The organism is Kluyvera ascorbata ATCC 33433 (assembly GCF_000735365.1).
GTDB lineage: Bacteria > Pseudomonadota > Gammaproteobacteria > Enterobacterales > Enterobacteriaceae > Kluyvera > Kluyvera ascorbata.
In genome coordinates this window covers 1-21184 of record NZ_JMPL01000055.1, presented here as the reverse complement: position 1 = coordinate 21184, position 21184 = coordinate 1, and the positions used below count along the sequence as shown (strand labels likewise).

Annotated in this window: 25 protein-coding genes and 1 other annotated feature; of the genes, 11 read left to right on the top strand and 14 right to left on the bottom strand. The window is 53.8% G+C overall.

Annotated features, from left to right (window positions below):
• Nucleotides 1-60 precede the first annotated feature (60 nt).
• Nucleotides 61-185, top strand: a sequence feature (Phe leader region).
• Together pheL and pheA are read left to right on the top strand one after the other, a co-directional pair.
• On the top strand, nucleotides 62-109 hold the full coding sequence (gene pheL / locus GKAS_RS25580) for a pheA operon leader peptide PheL (RefSeq protein WP_369709598.1): 48 nt from the start codon (nucleotides 62-64) through the stop codon (nucleotides 107-109). It overlaps the preceding feature by 48 nt.
• Nucleotides 186-208: 23 nt before the next feature.
• Nucleotides 209-1369, top strand: a complete 1161-nt coding sequence (pheA, locus tag GKAS_RS13885; RefSeq protein WP_035894957.1) for a bifunctional chorismate mutase/prephenate dehydratase — start codon at nucleotides 209-211, stop codon at nucleotides 1367-1369.
• On the opposite strand, the gene GKAS_RS13880 is transcribed toward pheA, so the two are convergent.
• The 3 genes from GKAS_RS13880 to aroF form a co-directional block, all read right to left on the bottom strand.
• A complete protein-coding gene (locus tag GKAS_RS13880; RefSeq protein WP_035894956.1) occupies nucleotides 1366-2238 on the bottom strand; it encodes an SMP-30/gluconolactonase/LRE family protein in 873 nt (290 codons plus the stop codon). The two genes, pheA and GKAS_RS13880, sit on opposite strands and share 4 nt — an antisense overlap.
• A 62-nt stretch (nucleotides 2239-2300) precedes the next feature.
• Nucleotides 2301-3422, bottom strand: a complete 1122-nt coding sequence (gene tyrA / locus GKAS_RS13875; protein WP_035894955.1) for a bifunctional chorismate mutase/prephenate dehydrogenase — start codon at nucleotides 3420-3422, stop codon at nucleotides 2301-2303.
• 9 nt (nucleotides 3423-3431) lie between these two features.
• Nucleotides 3432-4502, bottom strand: coding sequence for a 3-deoxy-7-phosphoheptulonate synthase AroF (aroF, locus tag GKAS_RS13870; RefSeq protein WP_035894954.1), 1071 nt, complete (start codon nucleotides 4500-4502; stop codon nucleotides 3432-3434).
• A gap of 637 nt (nucleotides 4503-5139) precedes the next feature.
• On the opposite strand from aroF, the gene yfiR reads away from it, so the two are divergent.
• Genes yfiR through GKAS_RS13855 form a run of 3 tightly spaced genes read left to right on the top strand, consistent with a single transcriptional unit; the run spans nucleotide 5140 to nucleotide 7406 of the window.
• Nucleotides 5140-5694 carry a regulatory sequestration protein YfiR gene (yfiR, locus tag GKAS_RS13865; protein ID WP_081918549.1) on the top strand — a complete coding sequence of 185 codons (555 nt, stop codon included), beginning with the start codon at nucleotides 5140-5142 and terminating at the stop codon, nucleotides 5692-5694.
• Nucleotides 5687-6907, top strand: a complete 1221-nt coding sequence (gene dgcN, locus GKAS_RS13860; RefSeq protein ID WP_035894953.1) for a diguanylate cyclase DgcN/YfiN — start codon at nucleotides 5687-5689, stop codon at nucleotides 6905-6907. Before yfiR ends, dgcN begins: the two co-directional genes overlap by 8 nt.
• A 13-nt stretch (nucleotides 6908-6920) precedes the next feature.
• Nucleotides 6921-7406 carry an OmpA family protein gene (locus GKAS_RS13855; RefSeq protein ID WP_035894952.1) on the top strand — a complete coding sequence of 162 codons (486 nt, stop codon included), beginning with the start codon at nucleotides 6921-6923 and terminating at the stop codon, nucleotides 7404-7406.
• A gap of 2 nt (nucleotides 7407-7408) precedes the next feature.
• Here the strand turns inward: GKAS_RS13855 and GKAS_RS13850 are convergent, their stop codons facing one another.
• The 7 genes from GKAS_RS13850 to ffh all read right to left on the bottom strand — a co-directional run bounded on the left by GKAS_RS13850 (nucleotide 7409) and on the right by ffh (nucleotide 13006).
• Nucleotides 7409-8782, bottom strand: a complete 1374-nt coding sequence (locus GKAS_RS13850) for a PepSY-associated TM helix domain-containing protein (RefSeq protein ID WP_035894951.1) — start codon at nucleotides 8780-8782, stop codon at nucleotides 7409-7411.
• Nucleotides 8783-8837: 55 nt separating this feature from the next.
• Nucleotides 8838-9179, bottom strand: coding sequence for a DUF2946 domain-containing protein (locus tag GKAS_RS13845; protein WP_246870738.1), 342 nt, complete (start codon nucleotides 9177-9179; stop codon nucleotides 8838-8840).
• Between the two features lie 236 nt (nucleotides 9180-9415).
• The gene (gene rplS / locus GKAS_RS13840; protein ID WP_006687325.1) at nucleotides 9416-9763 is read right to left on the bottom strand and encodes a 50S ribosomal protein L19; all 348 of its coding nucleotides are present in this window, start codon (nucleotides 9761-9763) and stop codon (nucleotides 9416-9418) included.
• A gap of 41 nt (nucleotides 9764-9804) precedes the next feature.
• Nucleotides 9805-10572: a tRNA (guanosine(37)-N1)-methyltransferase TrmD gene (gene trmD / locus GKAS_RS13835; RefSeq protein ID WP_035894947.1), complete on the bottom strand. Its 768-nt coding sequence runs from the start codon at nucleotides 10570-10572 to the stop codon at nucleotides 9805-9807.
• A 30-nt stretch (nucleotides 10573-10602) separates the two neighbouring features.
• Nucleotides 10603-11151 (bottom strand): ribosome maturation factor RimM, encoded by a 549-nt coding sequence (rimM, locus tag GKAS_RS13830; protein WP_035894946.1) that lies wholly within the window; start codon nucleotides 11149-11151, stop codon nucleotides 10603-10605.
• A gap of 18 nt (nucleotides 11152-11169) precedes the next feature.
• Complete coding sequence (gene rpsP / locus GKAS_RS13825; RefSeq protein ID WP_035894945.1) at nucleotides 11170-11418, bottom strand: 30S ribosomal protein S16; 249 nt, start codon at nucleotides 11416-11418, stop codon at nucleotides 11170-11172.
• A 223-nt stretch (nucleotides 11419-11641) separates the two neighbouring features.
• Nucleotides 11642-13006, bottom strand: a complete 1365-nt coding sequence (ffh, locus tag GKAS_RS13820; protein ID WP_035894944.1) for a signal recognition particle protein — start codon at nucleotides 13004-13006, stop codon at nucleotides 11642-11644.
• A 224-nt stretch (nucleotides 13007-13230) separates the two neighbouring features.
• Here ffh and GKAS_RS13815 point away from each other — a divergent pair, with 224 nt between their 5' ends.
• Together GKAS_RS13815 and GKAS_RS13810 are read left to right on the top strand one after the other, a co-directional pair.
• Entirely contained in the window at nucleotides 13231-14022 is a 792-nt protein-coding gene (locus tag GKAS_RS13815) for a cytochrome C assembly family protein (RefSeq protein WP_035894943.1), read from the top strand.
• A 16-nt stretch (nucleotides 14023-14038) separates the two neighbouring features.
• Nucleotides 14039-15325, top strand: a complete 1287-nt coding sequence (locus GKAS_RS13810; RefSeq protein WP_035894942.1) for an HlyC/CorC family transporter — start codon at nucleotides 14039-14041, stop codon at nucleotides 15323-15325.
• A 43-nt stretch (nucleotides 15326-15368) separates the two neighbouring features.
• Here GKAS_RS13810 and grpE read toward each other — a convergent pair whose 3' ends face one another.
• Entirely contained in the window at nucleotides 15369-15962 is a 594-nt protein-coding gene (gene grpE, locus GKAS_RS13805; RefSeq protein ID WP_035894940.1) for a nucleotide exchange factor GrpE, read from the bottom strand.
• Between the two features lie 121 nt (nucleotides 15963-16083).
• Between grpE and nadK the strand changes: the two genes are divergently transcribed.
• The 3 genes from nadK (at nucleotide 16084) to bamE (ending at nucleotide 19195) form a co-directional block, all read left to right on the top strand.
• The gene (gene nadK / locus GKAS_RS13795) at nucleotides 16084-16962 is read left to right on the top strand and encodes an NAD(+) kinase (RefSeq protein ID WP_035894938.1); all 879 of its coding nucleotides are present in this window, start codon (nucleotides 16084-16086) and stop codon (nucleotides 16960-16962) included.
• Between the two features lie 84 nt (nucleotides 16963-17046).
• A complete protein-coding gene (recN, locus tag GKAS_RS13790; RefSeq protein WP_035894937.1) occupies nucleotides 17047-18708 on the top strand; it encodes a DNA repair protein RecN in 1662 nt (553 codons plus the stop codon).
• A gap of 148 nt (nucleotides 18709-18856) precedes the next feature.
• Entirely contained in the window at nucleotides 18857-19195 is a 339-nt protein-coding gene (bamE, locus tag GKAS_RS13785) for an outer membrane protein assembly factor BamE (protein ID WP_035894936.1), read from the top strand.
• Between the two features lie 190 nt (nucleotides 19196-19385).
• Here the strand turns inward: bamE and GKAS_RS13780 are convergent, their stop codons facing one another.
• The gene (locus tag GKAS_RS13780) at nucleotides 19386-19670 is read right to left on the bottom strand and encodes an RnfH family protein (protein ID WP_035894935.1); all 285 of its coding nucleotides are present in this window, start codon (nucleotides 19668-19670) and stop codon (nucleotides 19386-19388) included.
• Nucleotides 19660-20097, bottom strand: coding sequence for a type II toxin-antitoxin system RatA family toxin (locus GKAS_RS13775; protein WP_035894934.1), 438 nt, complete (start codon nucleotides 20095-20097; stop codon nucleotides 19660-19662). The genes GKAS_RS13780 and GKAS_RS13775 overlap by 11 nt, the downstream gene beginning before the upstream one ends.
• 151 nt (nucleotides 20098-20248) lie before the next feature.
• On the opposite strand from GKAS_RS13775, the gene smpB reads away from it, so the two are divergent.
• A complete protein-coding gene (gene smpB / locus GKAS_RS13770) occupies nucleotides 20249-20731 on the top strand; it encodes an SsrA-binding protein SmpB (RefSeq protein WP_035894933.1) in 483 nt (160 codons plus the stop codon).
• Between the two features lie 47 nt (nucleotides 20732-20778).
• Here the strand turns inward: smpB and GKAS_RS13765 are convergent.
• Nucleotides 20779-21184, bottom strand: a 406-nt coding sequence (locus GKAS_RS13765) for a beta-barrel domain-containing protein (protein ID WP_035894932.1), incomplete at its 5' end; no start/stop codon positions are given.

The following is a 21184-nucleotide window of genomic DNA, read 5'->3' as shown; positions in this document are numbered from 1 at the left end:
GACAGAACGAAAACAGAGCAGGTACTGTAAAACCTCACCACACTAAGGATTTTAACCTGCTGTGATACGACTACCGTTTTTCTTCGCATTCTTTTTTACCTTCCCCTGATTGGGAGGCGTTTCGTCGTGTGATAAAGAATGCGAAGACGAACAATAAGGCCTCCCACCCGGGAGGCCTTTTTTATTGATAACAAGAAAGGCAAACATGATGACTTCGGAAAACCCGTTACTGGCAATACGCGATAAGATAAGCGCCCTCGATGAGAAACTGGTCAGCCTGCTGGCAGAACGCCGCGGCCTTGCCATAGAAGTGGGTAAGGCAAAGCTGGCCTCTCATCGCCCGGTACGCGATATCGATCGCGAGCGTGACCTGCTGGAACGCCTTATCACCATCGGCAAAACGCATCAGCTCGATGCCCACTACATCACGCGTCTGTTCCAGCTCATCATTGAAGATTCCGTGCTCACTCAGCAGACGCTATTGCAGCAGCACCTGAACAAAATAAACCCGCACTCTGCTCGCGTTGCGTTTCTGGGACCAAAAGGGTCTTACTCGCATCTGGCTGCGCGCCAGTATGCCGCTCGTCACTTTGAGCAGTTTATCGAAAGCGGGTGCGTGAAGTTCGCCGATATCTTTAATCAGGTCGAGACCGGCCAGGCCGACTACGCCGTCGTGCCTATCGAAAACACCAGTTCCGGCGGGATTAACGATGTCTACGATCTGCTGCAGCACACCAGCCTGTCAATTGTCGGTGAGATGACGGTGCCTATTGACCACTGCGTGCTGGTGAACGGTACCACAACGCTTGAGACCATCGAGACGGTCTACAGCCACCCGCAACCGTTCCAGCAGTGCAGCCAGTTTCTGAGCCATTATCCGCAGTGGAAAATTGAGTACACCGAGAGCACCTCGGCGGCGATGGAAAAAGTCGCGCAGGCCAACTCCCCTACCGTCGCCGCATTAGGCAGCGAAGCCGGTGGGAAGCTGTATGGCCTGCAGGTACTGGAGCATTGCCAGGCCAACCAGACGCAGAACATCACCCGCTTCCTGGTGCTGGCGCGTAAATCAGTGAACGTCTCCGATCAGGTGCCGGCTAAAACGACCCTGCTTATCGCTACCGGACAACAGGCCGGTGCGCTGGTTGAGGCGCTGCTGGTTCTGCGCAACCATAACCTGATCATGACTAAGCTCGAATCACGCCCTATTTACGGCAACCCGTGGGAAGAGATGTTTTATCTCGACATCCAGGCCAACCTGGAATCCCTGCCGATGCAAAAGGCGTTGAAAGAGCTTTCCGGAATCACCCGTTCGATGAAAGTGCTGGGCTGTTACCCAAGCGAGAACGTGGTGCCGGTCGACCCGGTTTAACGTTCGATAAACGACAGCTTCTTCATCCCTGCTACCTCTACCGGCAGGGTGAAGATGGCGCCGGAAAGCGGATACTGCGCCACCTCCGCCGCCGACATGTTCTCGCGAGTGGTGGTGATAAAGAGCGTGCGCCTATCCGCGCCACCAAAGCACACCATCGTTGGGCAGCGCACCGGCAAGCGATATTCGGCAAGCTGTTCGCCCGTTGGCGAGAAGCGTGCAATCCGCCAGCCGTCAAACATCGCGCTCCAGTAGCATCCTTCTTCGTCGATAGCCGCACCGTCAGGAATGCCCTCCCCCGCGTTAAACCGGCGGAACACCTCACGGCTTTGCGGTTCGCCATGCTTATCCAGCGGCGTACGGTAAATCACGCCGTTTGGCGTATCCGAGGTATACATCCAGTTTTTATCTTCGCTAAACGCCAGCCCATTCGCACCGTGAATATCGCACTGCACCACTTTCGGCCTCAGTTGATTATCAATCCTCACCAGCAGCGCGCCGTTGTAGTCACCCGGCCCCCAGAAGGTACCGGCATAAAAACGTCCGTCGCGGTCGGTGCCGCCGTCGTTAAAGCGCGCCAGCTGCGGGTTACTCGGGTTATCACACACTTTATGCTGGAGCAGGCCACGGCTGTCGGCAAGCCAGATAGCGCTGCGTAGGGCGACAATAAAGCCACCGTTTTCCCGCAGTGCAAAGCAACCCACCTCTTCCGGGAACTGTAAAACCCGGTGCTCGCCGGTCGCCAGCACATAACGGTGAATTTCACACTCCATGATATCCGCCCAGTAGAGCGCCTGTTCATCTTCGCTCCAGGTCGGGCATTCCGGCAGGTGGCCGGTGTAATCAAACAGCAGGTTTGCGTCAGCCATTCTGTTCATCCCATAAAAAAAGCCAGAGGATTTCCCCTGGCTTTCAAGTATATACAGTTTCGTTATTGTCGACTGTCGTTCGCCTGTCGTAATAGGACGCGGCTCTCACTCTGGAAGCGCTGCGCGTAGTCGCCGAACCAGTGTTCAACTTTGCGGAAGCTGTCGATAAACGCCTGCTTATTCCCCTGCTCCAGCAGACCGATAGCCTCGCCAAAGCGCTGGTAGTAGCGTTTAATCAGCGCCAGGTTATTGCCAGACGACATAATGATATCAGCATAAAGCTGCGGGTCCTGAGCGAACAGCCTCCCGACCATCGCCAGCTCCAGGCGGTAAATCGGCGACGAGAGCGCCAGCAACTGCTCCAGCTGGACGTTCTCTTCCGCCAGGTGCAGGCCGTAGGCAAAGGTCGCAAAGTGACGCAGCGCCTGGATAAAGGCCATGTTCTGGTCGTGCTCTACCGCGCTGATGCGATGCAGACGCGCGCCCCAGACCTGAATCTGTTCGAGGAACCACTGGTACGCCTCTGGCTGACGGCCATCGCAGTACACAACAACCTGCTTTGCCAGGCTGCCGCTGTCCGGGCCGAACATCGGGTGCAGCCCTAAAACGGGCCCCTGATGCGCGGAAAGCATGGCCTGTAACGGACCCGCTTTTACCGACGCCAGATCGACAAGAATACAATCCGCTGGCAGCGGCGGCAGCTTCTCGATAATTTGCTCAGTCACATGAATAGGTACGCTGACAATCACCATTCCGGCATCAGCAACCAGCTCAGGCGCACGCGCCCAGTCATCTTTCTCCAGCGTCCGCACCTGGTAGCCAGACAGCGTCAGCATTTTTTCAAACAGCCGCCCCATCTGGCCACCGCCGCCCACGATCACTACCGGACGCAGCGACGGGCACAGAGTTTTAAAGCCTTTGTCGTTTTCGCTGGAGTAAGACTCCCGCATGACGCGACGCAGCACATCTTCAATCAAATCGGGCGGTACGCCCAGCGCAGCCGCTTCTTTGCGGCGTGAAGCCAGCATGGACGCTTCACGCTCCGGGACGTAAATCGGTAAGCCATATTTACTTTTGACTTCCCCGACTTCCGCCACCAGTTCCAGACGCTTAGCCAGCAGGCTCAGCAGCGCTTTATCCACTTCATCAATTTGATCGCGCAGTGCGGTCAGTTCAGCAACCATACAATCCTCTTACGCCAGACGAGCCGCCAGATGGCCGCGTAAATCCTTGTCGAGCTCACGCAACAGCGCATCCGTCACTTCCCAACTGATGCAGGCATCAGTGACCGATACGCCGTATTTCATATCACAGCGCGGCTGCTCGGAAGACTGGTTACCTTCGTGAATGTTGCTCTCAATCATCAGACCAATAATTGAACGGTTACCGTCTTTGATCTGTGCGACAACGGATTCCGCCACCGCAGGCTGACGGCGGTAGTCTTTATTGGAATTACCATGACTGCAATCTACCATCAGCGATGCACGCAGTCCTGCTTGTTCCATCTCTTTTTCACACTGCGCTACATCTTCCGGGCCGTAGTTCGGCTTTTTACCGCCGCGCAGAATCACATGACCATCCGGGTTACCCTGGGTGCGCAGCAGGCAGACCTGACCGGCCTGGTTGATACCGACAAAGCGGTGTGGCATAGCCGCGGCACGCATGGCGTTGATAGCGGTAGCCAGTGAACCATCGGTACCGTTTTTGAAACCAACCGGCATAGACAAACCAGAGGCCATTTCACGGTGGGTCTGAGATTCAGTCGTACGCGCACCAATCGCGGACCAGCTAAACAGGTCCCCTAGGTACTGCGGGCTGTTCGGATCCAGCGCTTCGGTTGCCAGCGGCAGCCCCATGCTGACCAGCTCAACCAGCAGACGACGAGCAATTTTCAGACCACCTTCGACATCAAACGAGCCATCCATGTGCGGATCGTTGATAAGCCCTTTCCAGCCCACGGTAGTACGAGGCTTTTCAAAATAGACGCGCATAACCAGGTAGAGGCTATCGCTGACCTCTTCCGCAAGGGTTTTAAATCGACGCGCGTATTCGATGGCAGCTTCAGGATCGTGAATAGAGCAAGGCCCACACACTACCAGCAGGCGCGGATCGCGGCCGGCGATAATGTCAGAAATCGTTTTACGTGATTGGGCGATTTGCGCTTCCTGCTCAACGGTGAGCGGGAATTCAGCTTTCAGCTGATCCGGGGTGATCAGAATCTGTTCATCGGCGATATTTACGTTATTCAGCGCGTCTTTTTGCATGATGGCATTACCTGTTATGGCTCGTTTGCGATAGTGGTTTCCTCAATGAGGTGAACTAACAATATCACAGAAAGTAAAGATTTCAATCCAAAATACGTACACTTTACTTTACAAAGCCTATTTTATTGCAAATAATCACCCCTAAATGCGTAAAGTTTTTGGTACGCACGCTTTTTAGCCGATGACGAGTCAAAGCGGGAGATGCGTTACTGGCACCACATTCTCCTGCTCGCTCCAGATTCTCTTACGCCTGAGTCGCGTTAAAAATCCTGCCATGACGTTTAGATTAAAGATAACCCGACACTGGCCGATAAATTTAACAATGCAGCAAGAAATCGTAATGAATATGCCAGCCATGATACCGATGGCTTGCAAAAGAGAAGGGATATGCGAAATATTACTCATCACAAAATATTAGCTGGCGAATATTTTCTTCCACTATATTCATGAAGACTGACTAAAGATACAAGGGAAGAAAACTCAACATCTACAGCCCTCATTGATTTCTATTATCGTGATGAAATAAATACAACAGTGAGATTTAACTTAAATTACACACATAGAATATCTGACATAATAATGGCTTTGATTAACAATAATGTTCTGCCAGCAACTCAACCGAGTGACTATTTTCCGGATGGAATGGCGGATTCTTGTGAGAAAATCTCCATTGACCTCTTTGCTCCGACTGATACTGACACTACTACTATCCCTGGCGCTGGTTCCTGCAACCGCTAGCCCCCTCACGGACACCGATAAATCGGTACGTTCTATGGTGTCTGGTATCGTAAGCTATACGCGATGGCCTTCACTTTCTGGGCAGCCAAAGCTCTGTATTTTTTCTTCATCCCAATATATACAGGCGCTCAGCATGGCCAGTGAGCAAAGCGCATTACCCTATACTCCAGAGCTTGTCCGCAATGCTCAGGACGCTCTGGTGGCAAAATGTAATGGTATTTATTTCGGCACTGAAACTCCTGACCAACAGATTGAGTTAATTAACCAATATCATCGCCAGCCGCTGCTCGTCATCTCGGAACATAACCCAGACTGTACTGTTGGTAGCGCATTTTGTTTAGTCATCGATGGCGGCCAGGTCCGGTTTTCTGTCAATCTGGATGCACTGTCTCGTAGTGGTGTAAGGGTCCATCCGGATGTATTAATGCTTGCACGGAATAAGAAGCATGAATAAGGATTCCACATCAACGACCCGTCCGACGTTTAAAAAAACGTTGAGGCGTATCAGTATGATAAGCGTCATCACAACGATGACATTTATATGGCTTCTGCTGTGTTTTGCTTCCGTATTAACGTTAAAGCAATACGCACAAAAGAATCTCGAACTCACGGGTGCCACAATGAGTCACACCCTTGAAGCCACGCTGGTTTTCAACGATCCGCAGGCCGCCAATGAAACGCTTGCCACGCTGGGTAAACAGGGGCAGTTTGCAATGGCGGACGTCTATGACAGGAATAACAAACAGTTCGCACACTGGGAATGGCGCCCAGAAGGGAATACCGATACGCTTGGCCTGTTGGTCAGCCAATGGCTATTCCCCGTTCCTGTCACTCAGCCAATTATGCATAACGGAAATCTGGTGGGCGAAATCTGTCTGACGGCTCGCGACAGTCTGATCAGCCACTTCATCTGGATGTCCTTTGCGGTGCTGACCGGCTGCATTCTTTTTGCCTCCGCCATTGCGCTCACCATCACGCGTTCGCTGCATCATGGCATGGTCGACGAAATGCAAAATATCACCGATGTTGTCCATGATGTACGCACCAACCGTAATTTCTCGCGCCGCGTAAAAGAAGGACGCATTGAGGAATTCCATCGCTTTGGCGAAGATTTCAACAGCCTTCTGGACGAAATGGAAGAATGGCAACGACAACTACAAGATAAAAACGCCCAGTTGATGCGCTCTGCTATGCACGATCCTCTCACCGGCCTGGCAAACCGGGCGGCATTTCGTAATAGCATTGCGGCGTTAATGAACGATCCCGTTGCCAAAACGCACTCAGCGTTGCTTTTTCTCGACGCCGACAACTTTAAGCACATCAACGATACCTGGGGACATAACGCGGGAGACAGCGTACTGACAGAAATTGCCAGCCGGATGATTACCTTCGGCGGACAACGCTATCACGCCTACCGCCTCGGCGGTGATGAGTTTGCGATGGTGCTCTCTGACGTCCATTCTGTGCAAGACGTTCAACGTATTTGTACCGCCCTGGCGCAGCAGTTTGATCGCTCGTTCGATCTGCACAACGGCCAGCGTACCTCGATGTCTCTTAGCATTGGCTATGCGCTGGCGTGGGAAAGTAACTCACTGGAGCTGTTTCTGGAAAATGCAGACCGCAATATGTATCAGGTAAAAAATCAGCGAAATAAAACAACAAGTTAGAAAGGAAAATAACATGTTAAAGCGATATCTTGCACCCTGTTTACTGGCATCATTAGTCCTGGCGGGCTGCCAGACGCCACCTGAAGGCAAATTTACGCCTGAACAAATCGCAGCGATGAAATCTTATGGCTTTAACGAATTGAATGGCGACTGGTCGCTGGGGCTGTCTGATAAAATTCTATTTGGTAAAAATGAATCGGGGCTCCGCCCAGAGAGCGAAACACAGATCCAGACTATGGCTTCACGCCTTGCCGTAACGGGTTTAAATCATGCCAGAATGGACGGTCATACCGATAACTACGGTGAAGACAGCTATAACGAAATGCTGTCGTTGAAACGTGCAAATGTCGTTGCCGATGCCTGGGCTAAAGGAGCCAACATTCCTCGTAGTAATCTCACTACCCGAGGACTCGGTAAGAAATACCCTGTTGCCAGCAACAGCACCACACAAGGGCGTGCTGAAAACCGCCGGGTTGCGGTAGTTATCAGCACGCCATAATGTTATTTGGTGGACGATTCGGCGAGAGGCATGCGTAACGCCGCTCGCCAGCGCAGCCAGTCAAACAGAATAAACAACGCCAGGCTCACTCCCATCACCGGCAGTGATAATCCGCAAGCTATGGCGAGCGCCAGCGTCACCAATCTTGCTGATAACGACAATGCCAACCAGCTATGCGACAAGGTCTGCAGCGGGCTTATCTGCGCTTGAGCCGGGCGTTTTATCCACCACAGCCGATAGCCCATGACGATCGCGACACAGAGCGCAAGACCAAAGGCGATCAGCAATAGCTGGTTGGGCAGGCCGAACAGTACACCCATGTGGAAATCTACGCCCCAGCGGGTAAGCTTCGCCATCAACGGGAAATCGGCGAACCGGGTATAGTCGAGAATGGCCAGTGAGCCAGGATCGATAGCTACCGCATCAACCTGTGTCGGCCAGCGGCGATCGATTTCCGTCACCGTCCAGGCGCGATCCACGCTACGCGGTGGACGGATCTCCAGATGCGTTGCATCAATACCGCTTCGCTGTGCCGCCAGGAGGATCGCATCAATTCGATCCAGGGCTACCGGCGGCTCATTCATCACCATTCCCTGATGTTGTGTATGATGCTCGGCATGTGGGTCCATCACCATCGCTTTGCTACCGTGCAGCTGCGTATTCACCTGTGGAGTCAGCCAACCAAAAGTGGCACGCAGCTTATCGACGTTACCACCCGCCCATTGGGACCAGGTTAAACCGGTCGCCGAAAACAGCAACATGCCGGCCAGCAGGCACCAGCCAAGCGTAACGTGAATGCGGCGGGTGTTCTGTACACGATTTTTGATGCGTCGTTTTGGTCGGGTAAAGGCCCACAGCACGATCCCTCCCAATGCAGCAACCCACATCCACGATGCTGCCAGTTCGCTGTACAAGCGCCCGATATCCCCCAGCAGCAGCGAACGGTGGGCATAATCAATCCACTGGCGCAGCGGTAAGATCCCGCTGGTGCCATAGACCGTCATATCACCTTTTACCGCAAGGGTGACGGGGTCAATAAAGATAGCGCGGTTCTCAGAAGGCGCGAGTGTAGGGTCGTCGAACATGATTCGCGTCGTCTCCCCCGCCTCCAGCGCAGGCCGTACCGCACTCAGGCGCAGCGGCGTCGCCAATGTACGCTCGGCCACGGCAATCTGTTCCACGAGCGGATGCCGCTCACCGGTCATCTCCCCCTGTAACGCCTGGCGATATAGCAAGTTCTCCAGTTGAGGGGTAGCGACATACAGCGTGCCGGTAAGGGCCGCGACGAAAATAAAGGGTCCGACAAACAGGCCGATAAAAAAGTGCAGGCGGCGTAGCAGGTGCACCCATGCCGCCCGCGAGGTGCAGGTTGTCATACTCTTCCTTTATGCAAATAAGAGCGATGTAACGCTAAAGCGCTAGTTATCGTTATTAAGCAGGTAAAGCAGACGGCACAGGCGGCGCGCGAGTGTCGGGGAATAGCCAGGGGAATTCACGCCAGTGGAAAACCAGCGGCGGGAAAGGTGCAGTAGCCACGCGAAGCATCAGTGCGCTTAGCAGAACGCACAGGGCCAGAATCAGGCCGGGAACATGGGTGAGGAGCACGCAGTAGCCGCAGGCCTCACCGTGATCGATAGGCATACTGTCCGGCGCAGAGTGATGTGCAGACATCGGCATAGGCATGCTCATTTCATGATGCATACCCGGCATCGCGCTCATCGGCGATTGCTGCAACGAAACCGAGATAAGCGGTGCCACAATAATCAGCGCCATAGCAAACAGCGCAAGCCAGGCGGCTCGCTGTTTAAGGGCTGATAGGTTGAAGGCTTTTCTGCTCACTCGACTCTCCTGATACGAGCATGCATTGTAAATGATTTGGCTAATAACTGTTAACGAGAGGTGCCATTTTTATGGAGGATTTTTAAACCGTTGCGTTACGCAGTCCCATGCATAAAAAAGGGCCAGCCTTTCGGCCAGCCCTCTTTAACAGGATGTCGCTTGCGCGAATCTTAGTTAAGACGCTCTTTGATACGAGCAGACTTACCAGTGCGCTCACGCAGGTAGTACAGTTTAGCTTTACGTACAGCACCACGACGTTTAACAGCAATGCTGTCAACAACTGGAGAGTGAGTCTGGAAGACACGCTCAACGCCTTCGCCGTTGGAAATTTTACGAACAGTGAATGCAGAGTGCAGACCGCGGCTACGAATAGCGATAACCACGCCCTCAAATGCCTGCAGACGTTTTTTGGAACCTTCAACAACCCATACTTTCACTTCCACGGTATCACCCGGACGGAAGGAAGGTACGTCCTGCTTCATCTGTTCTTGTTCAAGTTGCTTAATAATGTTGCTCATAATTTAATCTCTTATCCTGGGTAAACTGATATTTGGGGGTCTCAGACCAGCCCATCATGTTTATGTTGCTGTTGTGCGTGTTCCTGTTTGAACTCCGCCAGCAACCTTGCTTGCTCTTCAGTCAGAGCCAGGTTTTCCAGAAGTTCAGGTCTTCTAAGCCAGGAGCGGCCCAGCGACTGCTTCAAACGCCAGCGACGTATCTCAGCATGGTTTCCCGACAGCAGAACTGGCGGTACCTCCATCCCTTCTAACACTTCAGGGCGAGTATAGTGTGGGCAGTCCAGCAATCCATCAGCAAACGAATCTTCGAATGCTGAAGCCTCATGACCCAGTACACCCGGAATAAACCGGGAAACGGAGTCGATCAGCGTCATTGCCGGTAACTCACCACCGCTGAGAACGTAATCGCCGATAGACCATTCTTCGTCAATCTCGGTCTGAATCACGCGCTCATCTATGCCTTCGTAGCGACCACATACCAGAATCAGCTTTTGATTCGTGGCCAGTTCGCTGACGCCCGCTTGATCAAGCTTGCGTCCCTGAGGTGACAGATAAATCACCTTCGCGCCTTCACCTGCCGCGGCTTTTGCTGCATGAATGGCGTCCCGTAAAGGTTGCACCATCATTAACATCCCCGGTCCGCCGCCGTAAGGACGATCGTCCACGGTACGGTGCCGGTCATGCGTGAAGTCGCGTGGACTCCAGCTTTGGATGTTCAGCAGGCCATTTTTAACTGCCCGGCCAGTTACCCCGTAATCGGTAATTGCGCGGAACATTTCAGGAAACAGGCTAATTATGCCAATCCACATAGCGCCGTCTTTTACCGTTTATCCGGTGGTTTAAAAACCAGGATCCCAATCTACTTCGATAGTACGAGTAGCGAGATCGACTTTCTTGATAACCTGCCCATCGAGGAACGGAACCAACCGCTCCTTGATGCCAAATGCATCTTTCAGGTTTGCCTTAATGACGAGAACGTCATTCGACCCGGTTTCCATCATATCGATGACTTTACCGAGACCGTAGCCTTCAGTGGTTACTACCTGGCAGCCCATCAGGTCTTTCCAGTAATAGCTTCCATCTTCCAGCGCCGGCAGCTGCGAAGAATCCACGATAATTTCGCAGTTCGTCAGCAGATTCGCGGCATCGCGATCGTCAACGCCTTTCAGCTTAATGACGATATCCTGATTGTGGTAGCGCCAGCTTTCCAGCTCAACGGTCTGCCACTGACCCGCCTTCTGGATTAACCAGGGCTGATAGTCAAAAATGCTTTCGGCGTCTTCGGTGGAGGAAAACACTCTGAGCCAACCACGGATACCGTAGGAAGAACCCATTTTCCCCAATACGATCGGATCAACAGGTGCTTGTGCGGTGTGTTGCTTGCTCATCATGACCACCGTGACAGATTAAGCTGCTTTCTTAGCTTCTTTGATCAGCGCAGATACGCGATCAGAGATAGTTGCGCCCTGGCCAACCCAGTGTGCGATACGATCCAGGTCCAGACGGGTGCTTTCTTCAGTCGCAGAAGCGATTGGGTTGAAGAAACCAACGCGCTCGATGAAGCGACCGTTACGTGCGTTACGGCTGTCAGTAACAACAACCTGGTAGAACGGACGCTTTTTAGCGCCGTGACGTGCTAAACGAATAGTTACCATAACATCCTCTTGTGTGAATAGAACAACCGGGCCCCATCGAGGGAGGGGGCCCGGTGTCATATTAAAAGCCCGAAAATTTTACTCATTTTTGGGGGAATTGCAATCAACATCTGTCTTTTACCGCACGATAACCAGGGCGTTACCGTAATAGACAGCGTGAAGTCGACGTATTTGTCAGTATAGAAGTGCGCGACCCGTTGGTCAGCGCACTTCCAAAGAGGGATTAACGGCCAGGGAATCCTGGCGGCATCATACCTTTCATGCCGCGCATCATTTTCATCATGCCGCCTTTCGACTTCATCTTCTTCATCATGCGCTGCATGTCGTCAAACTGCTTCAGCAGACGGTTCACGTCCTGCACCTGCAGGCCACAGCCCTGAGCGATACGACGCTTGCGGGAGCCCTTGATGATTTCAGGCTTCGCGCGTTCTTTCAGCGTCATCGAGTTGATGATCGCTTCCATACGCACCAGCACTTTATCGTCCATCTGCGATTTAACGTTGTCAGGAATCTGCCCCATGCCCGGCAGCTTGCCCATCAGGCTTGCCATGCCGCCCATGTTTTTCATCTGCTTGAGCTGCTCTAAGAAGTCGTTGAGGTCGAAACCGTCGCCCTTCTTCAGCTTCGTCGCCAGCTTCTCAGCCTGCGCACGGTCAACCTTGCTCTCGATATCTTCGATAAGCGACAGCACGTCGCCCATGCCGAGGATACGGGAAGCGATACGATCCGGGTGGAACGGCTCCAGCGCTTCGGTTTTTTCGCCGACGCCGAGGAATTTAATTGGCTTACCGGTAATGTGACGAATAGAGAGCGCCGCACCGCCGCGCGCATCACCGTCGACCTTGGTCAGCACCACGCCGGTCAGCGGCAGCGCTTCGTTAAAGGCCTTGGCGGTATTCGCCGCATCCTGGCCGGTCATGGCATCGACCACAAACAGGGTTTCAACCGGCTTAATCGCCGCGTGAACCTGTTTGATTTCGTCCATCATCGCTTCGTCAACGTGCAGACGACCGGCGGTATCCACCAGCAGCACGTCGTAGAATTTCAGCTTCGCTTCTTTCAGCGCCGCGTTAACGATATCGATAGGCTTCTGGCCAACGTCAGACGGGAAGAAGTCCACGCCAACCTGCTCAGCCAGGGTTTCCAGCTGTTTGATCGCCGCCGGGCGATAAACGTCGGCAGAAACGACCAGCACTTTCTTCTTGTGCTTCTCGCGCAGGAATTTACCCAGCTTACCGACGCTAGTCGTTTTACCCGCACCCTGCAGGCCCGCCATCAGCACTACGGCCGGTGGTTGTGCCGCCAGGTTGAGCGTCTCGTTCTCTTCGCCCATCGCCGAAACCAGTTCGCTACGAACGATTTTGACGAACTCCTGACCCGGGGTCAGGCTATTGTTAACTTCGTGACCAACCGCTTTTTCTTTTACGCGATTGATAAAATCACGCACTACCGGCAGCGCAACGTCAGCCTCCAGCAGCGCCATGCGCACTTCGCGCAGCGTCTCTTTTACGTTGTCTTCAGTAAGGCGTCCACGGCCACTGATATTGCGCAGCGTGCGCGACAAACGATCGGTTAAATTATCAAACATTGTCTCTCGCCTGGGGTGGAAACGTGAGTCGCTAGCGCGACAAAAAAACGAAAATTTGCCGGAGTATAACACGACACCGGGGGAGTTGTGATGCTGCGGTTAGCGCTGTATCACGTTACGCCATTCACATCATCCTTCACGCAGGATCTGCGCCTTGATACAACTCGAATGATTTTGCGTATATACTGCATCTCTTTCTTCTATTTGACGACTGCCGACACTTTATGCCTGTTTTTGCCCTGCTCGCGCTTGTTGCCTACTCCATCAGCCTGGCGCTGATCATTCCCGGCCTGCTGCAAAAAAACAGCGGCTGGCGGCGTATGGCGATTTTTTCTGCCACCGTTGCGCTGGTGTGCCATGCGTTTGCGCTGGAAGCCCGTATTCTGCCGGGCGGTGAAAGCGGGCAGAATCTCAGCCTGTTGAACGTCGGCTCACTGGTGAGCCTGATGATCTGTACGGTGATGACCATCGTCGCCTCGCGAAACCGTGGCTGGCTGCTGCTGCCTATCGTCTACGCTTTCGCGCTGATAAACCTCGCCTTCGCCACCTTTATGCCCAACGAGTTTATTACTCACCTGGAAGCCACACCGGGAATGATGGTGCATATCGGGCTATCGTTGTTCTCCTACGCCACGCTGATTATCGCTGCGCTCTATGCGTTGCAATTAGCGTGGATTGACTATCAGCTGAAAAATAAGAAGCTGGCGTTTAGCCATGAAATGCCGCCGCTGATGGTCATTGAACGCAAAATGTTTCACATCACCCAGGTTGGCGTCGTGCTGCTCACGCTGACGCTTTGTACCGGCCTGTTTTACATGCATAACCTCTTCAGCATGGAAAATATCGACAAGGCCGTCCTTTCCATCATCGCCTGGTTCGTCTATATCGTCTTGTTATGGGGCCACTACCATGAAGGGTGGCGCGGTCGTCGAGTCGTCTGGTTTAACGTTGCCGGCGCCGGCATCCTGACGCTCGCCTACTTCGGTAGCCGTGTCATTCAACAATTTGTGGGCTAAGTACTAAGGAATTCACTTGGAACATATCTCAACCACCACGCTGATCGTTACGCTGATCATCATGGTGGTCATCTCTGCCTATTTCTCAGGCTCTGAAACCGGCATGATGACGCTGAACCGCTACCGGCTCCGTCACCTGGCAAAACAGGGCAATAAACCGGCGCGCCGCGTCGAAAAACTGCTGCAAAAGCCTGACCGTCTCATCAGCCTGGTGCTGATTGGCAACAACCTCGTCAACATTCTGGCCTCAGCGCTGGGCACCATCGTCGGCATGCGCCTGTACGGCGACCTGGGCGTTGCCATCGCCACCGGGGTGCTAACCTTCGTGGTGCTGGTGTTCGCGGAAGTGCTGCCAAAAACCATTGCCGCGCTCTACCCGGAAAAGGTGGCCTACCCAAGCAGCTTCCTGCTGGCGCCGCTGCAAATTCTGATGATGCCGCTGGTCTGGTTCCTGAACCTGATTACCCGCATTCTGATGCGCATGATGGGCATTAAAACCGACATGACCATCAGCAGTGCGCTGAGCAAAGACGAGCTGCGCACCATCGTGAACGAATCCCGCTCGCAGATTTCACGACGCAACCAGGACATGCTGCTGTCGGTGCTGGACCTCGAAAAAGTGAGCGTCGATGACATCATGGTGCCGCGCAATGAAATCGTCGGTATCAACATCAACGACGACTGGAAGTCGATAGTTCGCCAGCTCACCCACTCACCGCATGGCCGCATCGTGCTGTACCGTGACTCGCTGGATGACGCCATCAGCATGCTCCGCCTCCGCGAAGCCTACCGCCTGATGACCGAGAAAAAGGAGTTCACCAAAGAAGTGATGCTGCGCGCCGCCGATGAGATTTACTTCGTCCCGGAAGGTACCCCGCTCAGCACGCAGCTGGTGAAGTTTCAGCGAAACAAGAAGAAAGTTGGCCTGGTGGTCGATGAGTACGGTGATATTCAGGGGCTGGTAACGGTCGAAGATATTCTGGAAGAGATCGTGGGTGATTTTACGACGTCAATGTCTCCCTCGCTGGCCGAAGAGGTCAACCCACAAAACGACGGCTCGGTGATTATCGACGGCGGCGCGAACGTGCGCGAATTAAATAAAGCCTTCAACTGGCATCTGCCGGAAGACGAAGCGCGCACCATTAACGGCATGATTGTGGAAGCGTTAGAAGAGATCCCGGCCGCGGGCACACGCGTGCGCATTGCCCAGTACGATATCGATATTCTCGACGTACAGGATAACGTGATTAAGCAGGTGCAGGTGAATCCGGTGAAGCCGCTTCGGGAAAGCGTGAAGGATTAAAGAATAGTCCCTCTCCCCGCCTGGGGAGAGGGAAAAGCGAAGATTATGCCTTCGCTTTCGCGACGGAAACCATCGCCGCGCGAATGGTACGACCGTTCAGGGTATAACCCTTCTGCATCACCATCAGCACGTTGCCAGCCGCGACGTCTTCGGACTCAACCATCGCAATGGCCTGGTGTACGTTCGGGTCCATTGGGACGTTGATGTCCGCCACAACCTGCACGCCAAACTTCGCCACCACGTCCAGCATCGACTTACGGGTCAGTTCGATACCTTCGATCATCGGCGCCATCTCTTCGTTGTCTTTGTTCGCCACTTCCAGCGCACGGTCCAGGCTATCCAGCACCGGCAGCAGTTCGTTGACGAATTTTTCCAGCGCGAACTTGTGCGCCTTCTCAACATCGATTTCGGTACGGCGACGCAGGTTTTCCATTTCAGCCTTCACGCGCAGGACGCTTTCGCGTTCGCGGGTTTCAGCTTCCGCTAACTGCGATTCGAGGTTCGCAATTTTTTCGTCGCGCGGATCCACCTGTTCAGCAGAAGCGTTTGGTTCAACCGCCTCAACTTCTTCGTGCTGTTCCATGATAATTTCTTCCGGGGATTGCCCCTCAGGCGTTTTCTGTTCTTTACTACTCATGAATTTCTCCGCGTTTTTTCGCAATCATCTCGCTAACTTCGCTTATTATGGGGATCAGATTCCGGGTTTCAAGGGAAGCTGTCACATTGTCACCCATCTTCGGCACAAGGACATTCAGAAAATGAACAATCATTTCAAGTGTATCGGTATTGTAGGACATCCCCGTCACCCGACGGCCCTGACAACACATGAAATGCTCTATCGTTGGCTGTGCACCAAAGGCTACGATGTCATTGTTGAGCGTCAAATAGCCAAAGAACTCAAGCTGGACAACGTCCAGACCGGCACGCTGGCGGAAATTGGCCAGAAGGCGGACCTGGCGGTAGTGGTCGGCGGCGACGGCAATATGCTCGGCGCGGCACGCACCCTTGCCCGCTACGACATCAGCGTAATCGGCATTAACCGCGGCAATCTCGGTTTTCTTACCGACCTTGACCCGGACAACGCGCACCAGCAATTGGCCGATGTGCTGGACGGTAACTTTATTGCTGAAAAACGTTTCCTGCTGGAAGCGCAGGTCTGTCAGCAAAACTGCCAGAAGCGCATCAGCACCGCCATCAACGAAGTGGTGCTGCATCCGGGTAAAGTCGCGCATATGATTGAGTTTGAAGTCTATATTGACGAGACCTTTGCGTTCTCCCAGCGCTCAGACGGGCTGATTATTTCTACCCCAACCGGCTCAACGGCCTACTCGCTCTCGGCGGGCGGCCCAATCCTGACGCCTTCGCTGGATGCCATCACCCTGGTGCCGATGTTCCCGCACACGCTGTCGGCGCGCCCGCTGGTGATTAACAGCAACAGCACCATTCGCCTGCGCTTCTCGCACCGCCGTAGCGACCTTGAAATTAGCTGCGACAGCCAGATAGCCCTGCCGATTCAGGAAGGTGAAGACGTGTTAATTCGCCGCAGCGACTACCACCTCAATCTGATTCACCCAAAAGACTACAGTTATTTCAACACATTAAGCACCAAGCTCGGCTGGTCAAAAAAATTGTTCTAATTTAGTCGCCGCCTCTTTACTGGATAAAAATCCAGTTTATACTGTATGAAAACACAGTTATGGGTTTTCATACAGGAAGCGGCTATGTTAGCACAACTGACCATCAGCAATTTTGCCATCGTTCGTGAACTTGAAATCGACTTCAACAGCGGCATGACGGCCATCACCGGCGAAACCGGTGCCGGTAAATCAATTGCAATCGATGCCCTCGGCCTATGCCTGGGTGGCCGCGCCGAAGCCGATATGGTCCGCGCTGGCGCCAGCCGCGCCGACCTCTGCGCCCGCTTTGCACTCAAAGACACCCCTGCTGCCCTGCGCTGGCTCGAAGAGAACCAACTGGAAGACGGCCGCGAATGCCTGCTGCGCCGCGTTATCAGCAGCGACGGCCGCTCCCGTGGCTTTATCAACGGCACCGCGGTACCACTCTCTCAGCTGCGCGAGCTGGGTCAGTTGCTTATCCAGATCCACGGCCAGCATGCACATCAGCAGTTGGTTAAACCTGAACATCAGAAAACCCTGCTTGATGCTTACGTCGGCGAATCTGTTCTCGTTCGTCAAATGGCCGAACACTACCGCCTGTGGAACCAAAGCTGCCGCGATCTCGCAACCCATCAGCAGCAAAGCCAGGAGCGCGCCGCCCGCGCAGAGCTGCTGCAGTATCAGCTAAAAGAGCTTATCGAGTTCAACCCGCTGCCGGGCGAATACGAACAAATTGACGAAGAGTACAAGCGCCTTGCCAACAGCGGGCAGCTTATCTCCACCAGCCAGCATGCGCTGACAATCCTTGCCGATGGTGAGGACGTCAACCTGCAAAGCCAGCTCTGCACCGCCCGTCAGCTGGCGGGCGAACTGGTGAGCATGGACGGCAAACTGTCTGGCGTGTTGGACATGCTGGAGGAAGCGGCCATTCAGCTGAGCGAAGCCAGCGACGAGCTGCGCCACTACTGCGACCGCCTGGACCTCGATCCTAATCGCCTGTTCGAGCTGGAGCAGCGCCTGTCCAAACAGATCTCGCTGGCGCGTAAGCACCAAATCTCACCGGAAGCGCTACCGGAGTACTATCAATCTCTTCTGGACGAACAGCAGCTGCTCGACGACCAGAGCGACTCACTAGAGACGCTGAAACACGCGGTATCGCGTCATCATCAGATGGCAATGGAAACGGCACGCCAGCTGCATGCACAGCGTCAGGCAAGCGCTCAGGAGCTTTCACAGCTGATTACAGACAGCATGCACATGCTCTCTATGCCGCACGGCCTGTTTGATATCGACGTTCGCTTTGAAGAGCAGCACCTGACCGCCGAAGGTGCAGACCGCATTGAATTCCGCGTGACCACTAACCCCGGTCAGCCGCTGCAGGCGATTGCCAAAGTGGCATCCGGCGGTGAGCTGTCGCGTATAGCGTTAGCTATTCAGGTGATCACTGCACGTAAAATGGAAACCCCGGCGCTTATCTTCGATGAAGTCGACGTGGGTATCAGTGGCCCAACGGCGGCGGTGGTGGGTAAACTGCTGCGCCAGTTGGGTGAATCCACTCAGGTGATGTGCGTAACGCACCTGCCGCAGGTGGCTGGCTGTGGTCACCACCACTTCTACGTCAGCAAAGAGACCGACGGCGCAATGACGGAAACGCACATGCAGCCGCTGGATAAACGCGCCCGTCTGCAGGAGCTGGCGCGCCTTCTCGGCGGTAGCGAAGTCACGCGGAATACACTGGCAAACGCGAAAGAGTTGCTGGCCGCATAAACTTTTTTGGTTTCTTAGAGTCTGAGTTCACAATAAAAACGCCGTAAGACCTGATATCAAAGGTTTCCAACTTACCTCAGGTCTATTATCATCGGCACATTACATATGAGCCGCGTACTGCTCGGGCCCGAAAAGGAATCAAATCACTATGCGCTGTAAAACGCTGACTGCTGCCGCAGCGGTTCTTCTGATGATGACTGCAGGCTGTTCCACTCTGGAGCGAGTGGTTTACCGTCCTGATATTAGTCAGGGGAACTACCTGGTACCTAACGACGTTGCCAAAATCCGTGTTGGCATGACGCAACAACAGGTTGCCTATACCTTAGGTACCCCGATGATGACCGACCCGTTCGGCACCAACACCTGGTTCTACGTTTTCCGTCAGCAGCCAGGGCATGAGTCCGTCACTCAGCAGACGCTGACCCTGACCTTCAACAGCAGCGGCGTACTGACTAACATCGACAACAAGCCAGCGCTGACCAAATAAATCAGCGGCGGTGTGTCACAAATGCAAAAAAAGCGCTCATTGAGCGCTTTTTTTTATGTCTGCGATCCGAACGGTTTGCCGGATGGCAGCTTCGCCTTATCCAGCCTACAACGTGTAGCCCGGTCGAACGTAGTGACGCCGGGAAACCCCGGAGTCGGTGCTATCGCACCTCGTCCGGGCTACAGAATGGTCAGCTCTTTTGCTGGGCGCGCTGGCGGCGCAGTTCTTTCGGGTCGGCAATCAGCGGGCGATAAATCTCGACCCGGTCACCGTCATGAACCACATCGTCGAGTTTAGCCGGACGGCTGTAGATGCCGACCTTGTTTTTAGCGAGGTCGATGTCATCACGCAAAGTCAACAGGCCGCTGGCCTGAATCGCCTGCTCTATCGTCGCGCCTTCGTCTAACGTCACACGCTGCAAGTACTGCTTTTGCGGCAGCGCATACGCCACTTCCACGGCGATTTTACCCGACACTGTATACCTCGCGAGCGCGCATCGTGAACGCCTGCACCATATTCAGCGCCAGCTCTTTAAAGATGCGACCAAACGCTAGCTCAATGAGCTTATTGGTAAACTCAAAATCAAGCTGGAACTCAATCTTGCAGGCGTCCTGGCTCAGCGGCGTAAACTTCCAGCCACCAATCAGTTTTTTAAACGGCCCATCCACCAGATGCATGAGGATGCTCTGGTTGCTGGTTAACGTATTCCGCGTGGTAAAGGTCTTACTGATACCTGCCTTAGAGACATCCACCGCCGCCGTCATTTGCGTCGGGCCGGACTCCAGAACACGGCTGCCTGTACAACCGGGGATAAAATCCGGATAGGCATTCACATCATTCACCAGTTGATACATTTGCTCCGCGCTGTAGGGAACCAGCGCAGTACGGCTAATCTGAGGCATAGCAATTTCCATTCACGAACACGGCGTAAATAGTATCATTTATCTACTGCTAAAAAAAACGGAGGCGGGCTATATCGTGCTAAGATAACCCATTGCGCCTCGCGGGAGCTTGAGGCAGTGTTATTGAGATAAGCGATAAGTTCAGGACATTATGACAAAGAAAAAAGCACACAAACCTGGATCAGCCACGATTGCGCTGAATAAACGCGCCCGCCACGAATACTTTATCGAAGAAGAATTTGAAGCGGGCCTTGCCCTCCAGGGTTGGGAAGTGAAATCCCTGCGCGCAGGTAAAGCCAACATCGGCGACAGCTACGTTATCCTGAAAGACGGCGAAGCCTTCCTGTTTGGCGCGAACTTCACCCCGATGGCCGTAGCATCAACGCACTACGTTTGCGATCCGACACGCACCCGTAAACTGCTGCTCAACCAGCGCGAACTGGACTCCCTGTTCGGGCGTATCAACCGCGAAGGTTATACCGTCGTCGCGCTGTCGCTGTACTGGAAGAACGCCTGGTGTAAGGTAAAAATCGGCGTGGCGAAAGGTAAGAAACAGCACGATAAACGTTCCGATCTCAAAGATCGCGAATGGCAGCTCGATAAAGCCCGCATTATGAAACATGCTGGCCGTTAATATCCCTGGCTAACCCTCTCCTGCCGGAGAGGGTTTCCGCTCCTATTCTAGCGTTCACGCAATGCTTCATTCACCTTGTTCAGCGGCTTAATCAGATAATCGAGCACGGATTTCTGCCCAGTCTTGATCTCCACGCTTGCCACCATCCCCGGCAGGATCGGGAAACGTTGCCCCGCTTTATTGCGCAGCTCTGCACTGTCGGTACGCACGTAAACCCGGTAGTAGAACTGATCCCGGCGCACCTCATCCTGCAATGTATCCGGCGAAACCACTTCGACCGTGCCGTCCAGATTGCCATAGATCGACGTATCGTAAGCGGTGACTTTCACCGTGGCGGCGAGACCTGGGCGAATATAGGCGATATCACGTGGGTTGATCCGCGTTTCAACCAGCAACTGATCTTCCAGTGGGACAATTTCCATCAGCTTGCCGCCCGGCTGGAGCACGCCGCCC